The following is a 14,248-nucleotide window of genomic DNA, read 5'->3' as shown; positions in this document are numbered from 1 at the left end:
ATGATTAAAGCCTTTGTTGAAAACGGCCGCTTAGTCAGCCTCGTTATTGCGCTATTACTTGTCGCAGGCTTTGGTGCGATATCGAGCCTACCGCGTACTGAAGATCCCCACATAACTAACCGTTTCGCCTCTGTGATCACCCCTTATCCTGGCGCCTCAGCCGAGCGGGTCGAAGCCTTAGTGACTGAAGTCATTGAAAACCAGCTCAGGCGTTTGGAAGAAATTAAGTTGATCCAATCAACCTCTCGACCAGGGATTTCAGTTATACAGTTAGAATTGAAAGATACAGTTAAAGAAACGGCTCCCGTATGGTCTCGAGCGCGGGATTTATTGGCCGATGCGAAAATTAATTTACCTGAGGGCATACAATCTCCCACACTCGATGATCAAATTGGTTATGCCTACACCGCCATCTTAAGTTTAGTGTGGAATAGTAATACGCCCGTACAAGTCGACATGCTAAACCGCTACGCAAAAGAATTACAGAGTCGGCTCAGGCTGTTATCGGGCACGGATTTTGTCAAACTTTACGGCGCACCGACCGAAGAAATGCTAGTGCAGCTTGATGGTAACAAGATGAGCCAGTTACAGCTCTCTCCTGCGTCCATCGCCTATATTCTCAGTGGCGCCGACAGTAAAATTGCTGCCGGTGAAATCAACAACCGTGAATTTCGTGCCTTAGTTGAAGTCTCCGGCGAGCTTAATTCTTTAACCCGTATTCGCCAAGTGCCGCTTAAAATTGATAGCCAAGGGCAAATTATTCGCCTCGGCGACATAGCAACAGTGACTCGCCAAGCTCAAACCCCAGCGGATAGCATAGCGTTAGTCGATGGTGAACAAGGCGTAATGGTTGCAGTACGAATGATCGATAATACCCGTGTTGATCTTTGGCAAGCGCAAGTCAATAACGTCGTTGACGAACTCAATCGCGACGTCCCCGCCAATATCCAGATCCAATGGCTATTCGAGCAAAACAGTTACACCAGCGAACGACTTGGCGGGCTAGTGGTTAACCTGCTGCAAGGATTTGTCATCATCTTACTGGTATTACTCCTCACCCTAGGCTTAAGAAACGCCATCATAGTGGCGATTTCATTGCCGCTCACAGCGCTGTTTACCTTGGCCTGCATGAAATATATCGGCCTGCCGATACATCAAATGTCGGTGACAGGACTCGTCGTCGCCCTTGGGATCATGGTGGATAATGCGATAGTGATTGTCGATGCCATATCGCAAAGGCGTCAGCAAGGAATGAGCCGTTTAGCCGCAGTGAGCGAAACCTTACACCACCTTTGGCTGCCCTTAGCGGGATCGACTATCACCACTATTTTGGCTTTTGCGCCCATAGTACTCATGCCCGGTGCTGCGGGGGAATTTGTCGGTGGTATTGCCATGTCAGTGATGTTTGCGCTGCTGGGCTCTTACGTGATTTCCCATACGCTAATTGCAGGGCTCGCGGGACGTTTTAGTCATGAAGGTAAACAGGATGTCTGGTATCAACACGGGATCAACCTCCCGCTAGTGAGCCAATATTTTCAAGCGAGCCTGAGAATTGCCCTTAAACGCCCTATCGTTAGCGCACTGCTTATCGGCATTACACCAGTATTAGGGTTTTTCGCCTCGGGTAAGATGACAGAGCAATTCTTTCCACCATCGGACAGGGACATGTTCCAAATTGAAATCTATCTTGCGCCCCATGTGAGTTTAGAAAACACCTTGAACCAAGTGCAGTTGATGGATAAAAAACTCCACGCAGTCACAGGGATCACTCAAGTCGATTGGGTGGTCGGCGGTAATACGCCCTCATTTTATTACAACCTGACGCAGCGCCAACAAGGGGCGACTAACTATGCACAGGCCATGGTAAAAGTGACTGACTTTGAGCGTGCCAATGAGTTAATCCCCGAATTACAACAGCAATTTGATAGCGCTTTTCCCGAAGCGCAAGTACTAGTACGAAAACTCGAGCAAGGCCCGCCCTTTAATGCGCCAGTGGAGTTAATGATCTTCGGCCCGAATCTAGATACTTTGCGATCATTGGGCGACGAAGTTCGTAATATTCTCGCGCAAACGCCGGACGTACTTCACACACGTGCAACCTTAAGTGCCGGTGCACCTAAGCTGTGGCTACAGGTAAATGAAGATGCCAGTCTAATGAGTGGGTTAAGCCTGACGGACATTGCCAAACAGATCCAAATGTCAACCACAGGCGTTATCGGTGGTAGCGTGCTTGAGCAAACAGAATCCTTACCCGTACGAGTTCGCCTTGCTGATGACAGTCGCGAGCAGGTGAGCCGCCTTTCTGAAATTCAATTAATGACACCTTCGGGTGAGTCTGTTGCATTATCCGCCCTCGCCCACAACGAAGTGCAAGTGAGCCGCGGCGCCATCCCAAGGCGCAACGGCCAAAGGGTTAATACCATAGAAGCCTACATCGTCAGTGGGGTATTACCTGCTCAAGTGCTTAATGATGTTAAAGATAAAGTGGCTCAATTACCGTTGCCATCGGGTTATCGCATTGAAATCGGTGGGGAAAGCGCTAAGCGTAACGAAGCAGTAGGTAATTTACTGTCCAATATGATGTTGGTCGTCACCTTGTTATTAGCCACTGTGGTGTTGTCGTTCAACTCCTTTAGGCTCACGGCGATTATTCTATTGAGCGCGATACAATCGGCAGGACTTGGCCTATTAGCCGTGTTTGTGTTCGGTTATCCCTTTGGATTCCCAGTCATCATAGGGCTACTTGGATTAATGGGACTTGCCATTAACGCTGCGATTGTGATCTTGGCCGAACTAGAAGATATGCCGAGCGCTCGGCTCGGCGATATGGAAACCATAGTGTCTACCGTCAGCAGCTGTGGTCGTCATATCAGCTCAACGACTATTACCACCGTGGGCGGTTTTATTCCGCTCATCATTGCTGGCGGCGGGTTTTGGCCTCCCTTTGCCATTGCTATCGCGGGCGGCACCCTGCTGACGACTTTACTTTCTCTGGTATGGGTTCCAACTATGTATTTGCTGCTGATGAAAACCCGTACAGCGAACACCCCATCCGCAATACAAGCTCAAATCGCATCATGAACTAGATATTGATACAGTTTATCTTTAAGGTTTAATCGCTCTAATTTTAACGCTAAAAAGTGCTCATCGGCGGTGGGCACTTTTGTTAACTCCAGCGCCCTAATTTTATTATCGAGTTCATGGTAACGACTAGCCATGGTCGCGAAGACGGTATTATTCACTTTTAAATGCTTAATTTGATCGACAAAATCAGGAAACTCATAAACCAACGCATGATTCTCACCTAGCATATACACTTCTCCTATAATGTGGTTCTAACACTATAAACTCCATTTACCTTAAGCAGCTTAGTCTATACCCTCAAAATACAGCCAGTACTTGAACATGTTATCTACTAACATTTCTGCAAAATAAGCCGATGAGTCCAAGTCTAAAACTGCAAAAATATCAACGAAATGAGTTTAAAATTGCAGAAGTTTTAGACCCACATCAAGACTACAGAGTAAAACTTAGGCTACATTGATGTAACCGTTACCTATAGGATCTTACGATGAATTATAAAAATTGGCCTATTGCAAAACAAATTGGCGCCCTCGCGTTTATTCTTACTCTTCTCATCTTTGGCGTACTGAGTACCGTCTCCTATAAAGCCGCTTCAAATGTATTAGAAGATAAAGGTATCAGTGCCATGAAATCTGAAATGCGTGCAGTTTCAGACATGTTAGAGCTGCAGTACGATAGTCTTCTGCAACTTGCGAGACGCAACGCCGATGTTTTTAAGGAAATGTATCCTGGACAATTTAGTCTGCAAAATAAAACTGTCAATGTGATGGGAGTTGGCTCTCCAGCCCTAATGCACGAACAAGAACAAGTGAACTCATCAAAAAGTAAAGTCGATCGTTTTGCTAATCTAACTGGCGGTACCGCTACAGTATTTGTGCGTGATGGCGATGACTTTATGCGAGTTTCGACTTCGCTCAAAAAAGCCGATGGCAGCCGTGCACTAGGTACTTCCCTTGGCAAAACACATCCAGGCTATCAAGTGCTGATCAGCGGTAATGAATACGAAGGTTATGCCAAACTTTTCGGCAAAGACTACATGACAGTCTATCGTCCAGTGAAAGACACACAGGGCAAAGTCATTGGCATCTTATATATTGGTTTCGACATCACCAGTTCCTTAAAACAATTACAAGAAGCAGTTAACAGAATCACCTTAGAAGAAAGTGGCCATTTTCTATTAGTACGCAAAGCGGACAATGTGTTAGTCGCCCATCCTAAGTTCAACGCAGGTGACATCATCACCGAAAGTATGCTTGATGGCTTAAGTGTTGCGTATGCCACCCAAAATGATGCGGAATCCCATTACAGCAATAGTAAAAATGAGCCTATGTTTGCCTATAGCCAAACCGTAACGGGCTGGAATTGGGTGCTAGTGGGTCAAGTCAAGGCAAGTGAGCTTAATGAAGAAAGTATGCAATTGCTCACCATCAACGCCATCGTTGCTATCACAGGGATCGCGCTGATCACAGCGCTATTATCAGTTGTCTTAATTCGCGCACTCAAACCTTTGCATGCCCTCCAAGTACATATGGAAAATTTAGGCAGTGGCGATTTTAGCCATCACTTAGCGCCATCAGAACCACAGAGTCAAAACGAAGTGGATCGAATCACGACCAGCGTATCAACTATGTCCTCAGAGCTCAGGCAATTGATTATTGCATTGCAGGATTCAGTCATGAGTCTAGAGCAACAGGCCTCCAAGGCACAAAGTATCGCGAAGCAAAATGGTGAAGAAGCTCAAGCCCTAATGCTACAAACGGATCAAATCGCAACTGCCATCGAAGAAATGTCGACCTCGATCCGTGATGTGGCTAATCATGCCCAAGATGGCGCAGTTCAAAGCCAGCAAGTGGATGCCGCAGCCAAAGAAGGTCAAAACCAACAGACGAAAGTGGTGCAGGATTTACTCAAACTCAGTCAGCAACTCAGTAACAGTCATCAATCGGTTGAAAAAGTCAGCCATGAAAGTGAAGCGATCAGCAAAGTGACCGAAGTCATTAACAGCATTGCAGAGCAAACTAATTTACTCGCATTAAATGCAGCGATTGAAGCGGCGCGCGCAGGCGATCAAGGTCGAGGCTTTGCTGTCGTTGCCGATGAGGTGAGAACTCTCGCCCAGCGGACCCAGTCATCCATTGTAGAAATTGGCCAAACGATTGAAAAGCTGCAAACTCAAGTGAAAAGCACCACAGAACAAATGAGCCAAAGTCATCAATTAGGAATGGAATCTGCAGCACAGGGTGAAGCAACGGGTGAACAACTGAAGGAAATTACCCGTAGGATTGGCGAACTCGCGATTAGCTCACGCAATATTGCCTCGGCTACTGAGCAGCAAAGCAGTGTTGCACAAGAGATAACCCACAATTTGCATCAGATCAGCGAACTCGCTAACGAAGGCGAGCACCGTGCCACTGAAACAGTGCATTCTGCCAATGAACTGTCTTCCTTAGCCGCCGCCTTAAAACGCCAAATAAGCCAGTTTAAGGCCTAACTCAAATACGGACTTAGATAACCTGAGCTCGGGATAAGCAGAGCCGCTGAATAGGCATCTTTTCGGGCCTCTCTGCGTTGCTCTGTCTAACCATAGCTCGCTATGGCGTACGACAGAGCGCCTTGATATGCGCAAAAATCTGCGCATTCAGTCAGGAAATAGATTTTTCGCTTTAAACGAATAATTTTATACCATTGATTTTATTTGTTAAATTTAGATTTTTCGACACTCGTTATCCCGAGTTCAGGTTAGATACAGAGTTAGTGCTTTATCAAACGTTAAATGCCGCCCTAACAGGGCGGCATTTTTTATAACAGCACTACATCAAAACGATAGGAGCCACATTTAAGAAATGGATTTGGGACTTTGATTTAGGATACTGACGTAAAGGAGTAAAGGAGTAATGGAGTAATGGAGAAAATATCTTAAGCCATGCAGAGCAAGCATCTGCAGAGAGCACAATCAAAAACAATGATATCAGACCTATTCGTTGCAGTTACATCACCACTCTGCAGCGAAGTTAACTGCTTGGCCTAATACGATAGCCTAGCTCTGCCTCTAATTAAAATAACCTCCGCCGATCAAAAAATCTCAATAAAAAACCCCGCTGATGCGAGGTTTTTAAATCGAGTTTAGACGTTACTCGGCATCTTCTGCCGATCTGTCCATGTTCTCTGTATTCTCAAGCCACAGGGCATTGATAATCCCGAAAGAACAGGCCAACAAAACCCCTAATATCCACGTAAAATACCACATAGCAGATGCTCCTTAATGCCTAATAGAGTGAGGCTTTGTTATCTTCAATATGCTTACGGCCGATACGACCAAACATCTTGTAGTAAGTCCAGACAGTGTAGCTCAACACTATAGGTACGAAAATCGCTGCAGCAGCAGTCATAACACCTAAGGTCATTTTACTGGCTGTTGCATCCCACATAGTCAAACTGACGTTAGGGTTAAGTGATGATGGCATGACGAATGGGAACATTGCTGCACCGCAAGTCAAAATCACCATAGCCACAGTGAGTGAGCTGAATAGGAACGCAAAACCTGAACGGTTAAAGCGGCTAACCAAAATCACTAGCAGAGGCAATGCCACACCTAAGATGGGGAACAGCATAGTGATGGGGTATTTGTCATAGTTGGCAAGCCAAGCACCCGCTTCAATTGCGACGGTTTTCATGGCTGGGTTAGAAACCGCATTATGGTCCAGTACTGAAGTCACTACATAACCATCAATACCATTGGCTAACCACACACCCGCAGCAGCAAACAACACAGCCACTAACAGTGCGAAGAATTGCGTGGCTTTCGCAGCACGAACACGCAGCTCACTGTCAGTCTTCATTTGTAGCCAAGAAGCGCCTTGCATCATAAACATGCTCACGCTCACAAGACCTGCCAGCAAACCGAAAGGATTCAACAGGCCGAACAGACCACCGTGATAAGTCGCACGTAGGAACTCGTCGAATTCAAAAGGCACACCTTGTAACAAGTTACCAAAGGCCACGCCTATGATTAGCGGAGGTACAAAACCACCGGCAAACAAAGCCCAGTCCCACGACTTACGCCATTTTGGATTTTCGATTTTAGAACGATAATCGAATCCGACTGGACGCATGTAGAGGGCAAACAGCACTAACATCATGGCGACATAGAAGCCAGAGAAAGACACTGCATACACCATAGGCCAAGCGGCAAATAACGCACCGCCTGCTGTGATTAACCACACTTGGTTGCCGTCCCAATGGGGAGCAATAGTGTTAACCATGATACGGCGCTCAGTATCGTCTTTGCCTATAATTGGCAGTAACGCACCGACACCCATGTCAAAACCATCAGTAACCGCAAATCCGATGAACAGTACGCCGATCAGAGCCCACCAGATAACTCTTAATATTTCATAATCAAACATAATGAAATCCTCTGCTTAGGCTTCTAGGTTCTCGAAATGATAACGACCAGTTTTCAAACTGCTCGGACCAATGCGGGCAAACTTAAACATCAAGAACATCTCAATCACCAGCAGTACAGTGTAGAACAAGGTGATAGAAAGGATACTGAACCATAAGTCGCCAGTCGTTAAGCTTGACGCAGACATAAAGGTCGGTAGTACCTCAGAAATCGTCCAAGGTTGACGACCATACTCAGCCACAAACCAACCACACTCAATCGCGATCCAAGGCAATGGCAAGCTATAAAGTGCAGCTTTAAGTACCCATTTTTTCTCGGCAATTTGATGACGTGTGCTTTGCCAGAATGCCGCAGCAAATACGAACAACATGATAAAGCCTAGACCTACCATCACACGGAAGCTCCAGAAAATCGGTGCTACGTTCGGGATAGAATCTTTAGCTGCTGCTTTAATTTGCTCTTCAGTCGCATCGACCACTTTGTCTGTGTAGCGTTTCAGTAAGAAACCGTAGCCTAAGTCGACTTTCGCTTCTTCAAAAGCAGCACGTAGTTCAGGCGTTTCTTCACCCGCACGCAGTTTCACTAGCATGGCATAAGCTTTCATACCGTTACGGATACGCACTTCATGCTCAGCAATCAAGTCATGAATACCAGTCACTTCTTCATCCAACGAGCGTGTTGCCACTATACCCATCGCATAAGGAATTTTGACTGCAAAATCTGTTTTCATGGTTTCTTGATTCGGAAAACCGACAGCAGTAAAGGCCGCTGGAGCAGGCTCTGTATGCCACTCAGCTTCAATCGCTGCTAACTTAACGCGCTGTGCTTCACCCACTTTATAGCCAGATTCGTCACCTAACACGATAACCGACAGAATCGCCGCCATACCAAAGCTAGCTGCAATCGCGAATGAGCGACGAGCAAAAGGTAAGTCACGTTTCTTGAGGATGTAATAAGCACTGATCGCCAGTACAAACATGGCACCCGCCACATAACCCGAAGCGACGGTGTGAACAAACTTAACCTGCGCGACAGGGTTAAACACAACCTCAGCGAAGCTGGTCATTTCCATACGCATGGTTTCGTAGTTGAACACTGAACCCACAGGGTTTTGCATCCAACCGTTTGCCACTAGGATCCACAATGCCGACATGTTAGAACCAAAGGCCACTAACCAAGTCACGGCTAAATGCTGACGCTTAGTGAAACGATCCCAACCGAAGAAGAACATACCCACGAAGGTAGATTCAAGGAAGAAGGCCATTAAACCTTCAATAGCCAGAGGCGCACCAAAGATGTCCCCTACGTAATGCGAATAGTAAGACCAGTTAGTACCAAACTGGAATTCCATTGCCAAACCTGTGGTAACCCCCAAGGCAAAGTTAATACCAAATAACTTACCCCAGAACTTAGTCATATCTTTATAAATTTGTTTATCAGTCATCACATACAGTGATTCCATGATAGCCAGCAAAAATGCCAACCCCAAAGTCAAGGGAACAAATAGGAAGTGATACATGGCTGTCAGCGCAAACTGCAACCGCGATAGCTCAACAACCTCTTCAACAATCATCGGTGACTCCTTACTTGGTGCGTCCAATTGCTATGACATAACCCGCGTCAATCACAGCAAGTGCCTTTGTAGGATAGTGAGTTTTCATTTTGTGTTTATATCTGCGACAACAGTATAAACCGTTAAATTTAATCTTTTGCATTAGTTCGAAGCAGCAAGGGCTAAAAAGTACCAATATCTGTTGCATATTGAGACGCGAGTCACACTATCACAAGTAACTGAGACCGACACCCTACCACTCACTCAATCAAATGATTTCATCGATATAAATATCAGATAGTTAAGATATTTATTCATTTTCATTTGTGGCTATTTTATACCACCTCGCTTTGATGCAAATCAATCAAACTCAGGGGTTTAGGTGGGTTTTGCGGTGAGGCACACACTTCCCCACCAGAGAGGATTGACAATCGATAAAAACAAGAGTAGTGAGCAACCATTAATTGATATAAAGTCATGCTTTCACTAACTAGACAGCAAAAATAAGCTCTAATCATCAAAAAACCAACAAATAAATAATGTTGCAACAAATTAACTAAAAAATATTGTCACAAATTTAAGTGTTCCATAATTTAAAACCTTTAAAATCAAATATAAATACATATAAATATAAAAAATCACAATAACACACCCTAAAATGCATTAGTTTTAATAATGAATATTTGTATTTTTTCTCGTTTGAGAAGCTAACCTAAGTTGTTTAATATATGTCCTGTGTTAAGGAGACAATTTGGTAGAACTGGTGTCGTAGCCCAGCCAAGACCAACTTCGCGCACATAGGTACTAACTTTTGGTGTGGAGATATCGATATGACTAAATTATTTGAACGTCTGGTTAACAGCTACAAGCGTGTTTTTGTTGAACTTTATACAGCTAATGAGCTGAAATAATCCCCAGAATTACTCGTGAAATTAATTGCATTTATGTGAAGTTTTGTTAGCGCAAAACGGGCCCCCATCTCCCTGAGATTGGGGGCTTTTTCTATATTAAGACCCTAGCATCCCCCAACAACTCCAGAACCCCATAAAACACCACGCCCCGTATCAAATGCGCAACATACCTATTAATAGGTATTTACCGATTAAAGTGGCTATTTTGCCACTTTAGTCCATTAGATTATTTGCAATAAGCGTTAATAATTTGAAATACAATCACTTCCATAAAATGCATTTTATATATAAAAAAAAAGGAGCGAAATTATCGCTCCTTTTTTACGCTTTCATTAACCTGCTTTTACCCCTCAACAAAGGCAAAAGCCGTTGACTTTAAACGCTTAACCTAAGGTCACTCGTGCATTACGGAACATACGCATCCAAGGGCTATCTTCACCCCAAGCATCTGGATGCCAAGAGTTCGCCACAGTTCTGAACACACGTTCTGGGTGCGGCATCATCAAGGTTACGCGGCCATCGGTGGTACAAATCCCAGTCAAGCCATTTGGCGAGCCGTTCGGGTTTTGTGGATACTGAGTCGCGATATCACCTTTACCATTGACAAAACGCAGCGCAATCGTGCCTGACGCTTCGGCAATCGCCAGCGCTTCAGGGCTAGCAAACTCAGCCAAACCTTCACCGTGGGATACCGCGATTGGCATACGTGAACCTGCCATACCTTGGAAGAATAACGACGGGCTCTGTTGCACTTCAACTAAGCTGAAACGCGCTTCAAAACGCTCTGAGCGGTTACGCACAAAACGTGGCCAATGCTCGCTGCCTGGAATGATTTCTTTCAGGTTTGACAGCATTTGACAGCCATTACACACGCCAAGGGCAAAGCTTGAGTCACGTTCAAAGAAACGAGAAAACTCATCGCGAGCTCGCTCATTAAACAGAATCGACTTAGCCCAACCTTCACCCGCACCTAATACATCACCGTAGGAGAAGCCACCACAGGCCACTAGGCCTTGGAACTCACCTAGGCTGATACGGCCAGATAAAATGTCCGACATGTGTACGTCGCGGCTTTCAAATCCGGCGCGATCAAAAGCTGCTGCCATTTCCACGTGGGAGTTAACGCCCTGCTCACGCAAAATCGCCATCTTAGGCGCAGCGCCCTTAAGGATATAAGGTGCGGCAACATCAGTGCTTGGATCAAAACTTAAGTTAACGGTTAAGCCTAAATCGGTTTCGTCTTGCTTAAGTTTGAACTCTTCAAGCGCGCACGCTGGGTTATCACGCAGAGCTTGCATTCGATACGTGGTTTCTGACCACACAGTACGCAGCGCTACACGGGTATCACTGAAGATTTCACGCGCGCCATCTTTAATGGTGATGCGTTGATCGTCGGCTAGAGTTCCGATCACATGGCAAGGCACGCCAGCGATAGCGAACTGAGCGGCAATTTTCGCAGCATTGTCACGGCTCACTTGCAGCACAGCGCCGAGCTCCTCATTAAAGAGTCGTTCTAAATCAGTGCCCTGCAAGTCCTCTACATCTATGTCTAAACCTGTATTACCGGCAAAAGCCATTTCCACTAAGGTAGTGAATAAACCACCGTCGCTACGGTCGTGGTAAGCGATAACCGATTTTTTAGCGACTAGATTTTGCATGGTTTCGAAGAAACCGCGCAGCAGTGCAGCATCGTCAAGATCCGGCGCAATATCACCCAACTCACCAAACACTTGGGCTAAACAAGAACCGCCTAAACGATTTTTGCCCGCACCTAAATCCACTAACAGTAAAGACGTTTCGCCTTTATCGGTGCGTAGCCCTGGCGTCACTGTGTTGCGAATATCTTGCACCACACCAAAGGCGGTGATGACTAATGACATAGGCGACGTCACGGTTTTATCCGCACCATCTTGTTGCCATGCGGTCTTCATCGACATAGAGTCTTTACCGACCGGAATGGTCAGGCTCAGCTCTGGACACAGTTCTTCACCTACGGCTTTCACCGCTTCATAAAGACCCGCATCTTCACCTGGGTGACCCGCGGCAGACATCCAGTTGGCAGAAAGCTTAATACGCTTAAATGAACCGATATCGGCACCGGCGATATTCATGATTGACTCAGCCACAGCCATACGGGCAGAAGCGCCAAAATCAAGCAGTGCTAGCGGTGTACGTTCACCCAGTGACATAGCTTCACCGGCGTAGGTATCAAAGCTTGCCGCAGTCACCGCGCAATCGGCCACAGGCACTTGCCATGGACCCACCATTTGGTCACGGTTCACTAAACCCGTGACGGTGCGATCGCCAATAGTGATAAGGAAGGTTTTATCCGCAACTGTAGGCAAGCTCAGTACGCGTTTAACCGCTTCTTTAACATCAATCTTGTTTTGTTCGAGCGCTGGCGATACGGCTTTGGCCGATACCACATCGCGGCTCATCTTAGGTGCTTTGCCTAATAAGACTTCGAGCGGTAAATCGATAGGATTATTGTCGAAATGGCTATCGCTAAGCGTCAGGTGTTTCTCCGCTATCGCTTCACCCACCACCGCAAAAGGTGCGCGCTCACGCTCACAGATAGCAGTAAATAGCGCGAGGTTTTCAGGAGCAACTGACATCACATAACGCTCTTGTGATTCGTTACACCAGATTTCCAGCGGGCTCATGCCAGGCTCATCCGAAGGCACATTACGCAGATTAAATAAACCGCCGCGCTCGCCGTCATTCACGAGTTCAGGGAAAGCATTCGACAAACCGCCAGCGCCCACATCGTGGATAAATTGGATAGGATTTTTATCGCCAAGCTGCCAACAGCGGTCAATCACTTCCTGACAACGACGTTCCATTTCTGGGTTTTCACGTTGCACAGAAGCAAAATCTAAGTCTTCACTCGATTGACCCGATGCCATAGACGAAGCAGCGCCGCCGCCCAGACCAATGTTCATCGCTGGGCCCCCCAGCACAATCAGCTTAGCGCCAACGGTGATTTCGCCCTTTTGTACGTGTTCTTCACGAATGTTACCTAAACCACCGGCTAACATAATTGGCTTGTGGTAACCACGGACTTCAACACCGTTGTGGCTGCTGACTTCCTGCTCATAGGTACGGAAATAACCGACCAGTGCCGGACGACCAAACTCGTTGTTAAATGCCGCGCCGCCAAGAGGACCTTCGGTCATGATGTCCAGCGCGCTCACGATACGTTCTGGCTTGCCATAGTTACCTTCCCATGGTTGAACAAAACCCGGGATTTTTAAATTGGATACACTAAAGCCTGTTAAACCCGCTTTAGGTTTAGAACCACGACCCGTCGCGCCTTCATCACGGATTTCACCACCCGAACCGGTTGCAGCGCCAGGATATGGGCTGATAGCGGTTGGATGGTTGTGGGTTTCCACTTTCATCAGGATGTGCATTGGTTCAGTGTGGTAGTTGTATACCCCATCAGGATCGGGGAAGAAACGACCCGCAACCGAACCTTCCATCACAGCAGCGTTATCTTTGTAGGCAGATAACACGTGATCAGGCGTGGTTTCAAAGGTGTTCTTGATCATCTTGAACAGTGACTTAGGCTGAACTTCACCGTCAATGGTCCAATCTGCGTTAAAAATCTTATGACGACAATGCTCAGAGTTCGCCTGAGCAAACATCATCAATTCGATGTCATGGGGATTACGGCCTAAACGGACGAAGTTCTCGACTAAATAGTCGATTTCATCTTCGGCTAAGGCAAGCCCCAATTCAGTGTTAGCCACTTCAAGTGCGCGGCGACCTTCGGCAAGAATATTGACGCTCTTAAACGGCGCAGGCTCAGTGCGTTTGAACAGCACATCGGCTTTGGTAAAATCATCGAGGATAATTTCAACCATGCGATCGTGCAGCAACGCATTTAAGGCTTGTTGCTGAGGCGCTGTCAGTGCATCTGACTCGACATAATACGCAACGCCTCGCTCCAAACGCTTCACTTTACCAAGGCCACAATTGTGCGCGATGTCAGTAGCTTTTGAAGACCAAGGAGAAATAGTACCGGGGCGAGGAGTGACAAACAGGAGTGAACCTTGGGGGATATGAGCTTCTATCGCAGGTCCATAGGTGAGAATTTTTTCAAGTTGCTGGCGTTCATTTGTGTCGAGCAACTCGCTCAAATCCGCTAAATGGACATACTCAGCATAGATTTGGCGTACCGGAAGCGCCGCGTTTTCGCAGGCCTCCATCAGCTTTTGCACCCTAAACGTCGAGAGTGCAGGGGCTCCGCGGATGATCTCCATCACGTCTATTCACCTTATTATTTATTATTGC

The 14,248-nt window shown here is 46.4% G+C and carries 7 protein-coding genes; 2 read left to right on the top strand and 5 right to left on the bottom strand.

Features of this window, described 5'->3' with window-relative positions; genetic code table 11:
- A complete protein-coding gene (locus tag HQQ92_RS05370; protein ID WP_173243706.1) occupies window positions 1–3,081 on the top strand; it encodes an efflux RND transporter permease subunit in 3,081 nt (1,026 codons plus the stop codon).
- Here the strand turns inward: HQQ92_RS05370 and HQQ92_RS05365 are convergent.
- Window positions 3,066–3,311 carry a YdcH family protein gene (locus HQQ92_RS05365; RefSeq protein WP_113939445.1) on the bottom strand — a complete coding sequence of 82 codons (246 nt, stop codon included), beginning with the start codon at window positions 3,309–3,311 and terminating at the stop codon, window positions 3,066–3,068. The genes HQQ92_RS05370 and HQQ92_RS05365 overlap by 16 nt on opposite strands.
- A 260-nt stretch (window positions 3,312–3,571) precedes the next feature.
- Between HQQ92_RS05365 and HQQ92_RS05360 the strand changes: the two genes are divergently transcribed.
- Window positions 3,572–5,575 (top strand): methyl-accepting chemotaxis protein, encoded by a 2,004-nt coding sequence (locus HQQ92_RS05360; protein ID WP_173243703.1) that lies wholly within the window; start codon window positions 3,572–3,574, stop codon window positions 5,573–5,575.
- 639 nt (window positions 5,576–6,214) lie between these two features.
- On the opposite strand, the gene cydX is transcribed toward HQQ92_RS05360, so the two are convergent.
- From cydX to purL, 4 genes are all read right to left on the bottom strand, one after another.
- Window positions 6,215–6,331 carry a cytochrome bd-I oxidase subunit CydX gene (gene cydX, locus HQQ92_RS05355; protein ID WP_011788717.1) on the bottom strand — a complete coding sequence of 39 codons (117 nt, stop codon included), beginning with the start codon at window positions 6,329–6,331 and terminating at the stop codon, window positions 6,215–6,217.
- Between the two features lie 19 nt (window positions 6,332–6,350).
- A complete protein-coding gene (gene cydB, locus HQQ92_RS05350) occupies window positions 6,351–7,490 on the bottom strand; it encodes a cytochrome d ubiquinol oxidase subunit II (protein ID WP_028761243.1) in 1,140 nt (379 codons plus the stop codon).
- Window positions 7,491–7,505: 15 nt separating this feature from the next.
- Complete coding sequence (locus HQQ92_RS05345) at window positions 7,506–9,062, bottom strand: cytochrome ubiquinol oxidase subunit I (RefSeq protein ID WP_173243700.1); 1,557 nt, start codon at window positions 9,060–9,062, stop codon at window positions 7,506–7,508.
- A gap of 1,273 nt (window positions 9,063–10,335) precedes the next feature.
- The gene (purL, locus tag HQQ92_RS05340) at window positions 10,336–14,217 is read right to left on the bottom strand and encodes a phosphoribosylformylglycinamidine synthase (protein ID WP_173248594.1); all 3,882 of its coding nucleotides are present in this window, start codon (window positions 14,215–14,217) and stop codon (window positions 10,336–10,338) included.
- Window positions 14,218–14,248: the final 31 nt, after the last annotated feature.

The organism is Shewanella sp. DC2-4 (genome assembly GCF_013248875.1).
Lineage (GTDB): Bacteria > Pseudomonadota > Gammaproteobacteria > Enterobacterales > Shewanellaceae > Shewanella > Shewanella oncorhynchi.
This window is presented reverse-complemented; position numbering and strand designations above follow the sequence as displayed.

Bases quoted from the DNA above. Each gene is read 5' to 3' on its own strand.
- HQQ92_RS05370 (WP_173243706.1), top strand. From the start codon at position 1: ATGATTAAAGCCTTTGTTGAAAACGGCCGCTTAGTCAGCCTCGTTATT.
- HQQ92_RS05365 (WP_113939445.1), bottom strand. From the start codon at position 3,311: ATGCTAGGTGAGAATCATGCGTTGGTTTATGAGTTTCCTGATTTTGTC.
- HQQ92_RS05360 (WP_173243703.1), top strand. From the start codon at position 3,572: ATGAATTATAAAAATTGGCCTATTGCAAAACAAATTGGCGCCCTCGCG.
- cydX (WP_011788717.1), bottom strand. From the start codon at position 6,331: ATGTGGTATTTTACGTGGATATTAGGGGTTTTGTTGGCCTGTTCTTTC.
- cydB (WP_028761243.1), bottom strand. From the start codon at position 7,490: ATGTTTGATTATGAAATATTAAGAGTTATCTGGTGGGCTCTGATCGGC.
- HQQ92_RS05345 (WP_173243700.1), bottom strand. From the start codon at position 9,062: ATGATTGTTGAAGAGGTTGTTGAGCTATCGCGGTTGCAGTTTGCGCTG.
- purL (WP_173248594.1), bottom strand. From the start codon at position 14,217: ATGGAGATCATCCGCGGAGCCCCTGCACTCTCGACGTTTAGGGTGCAA.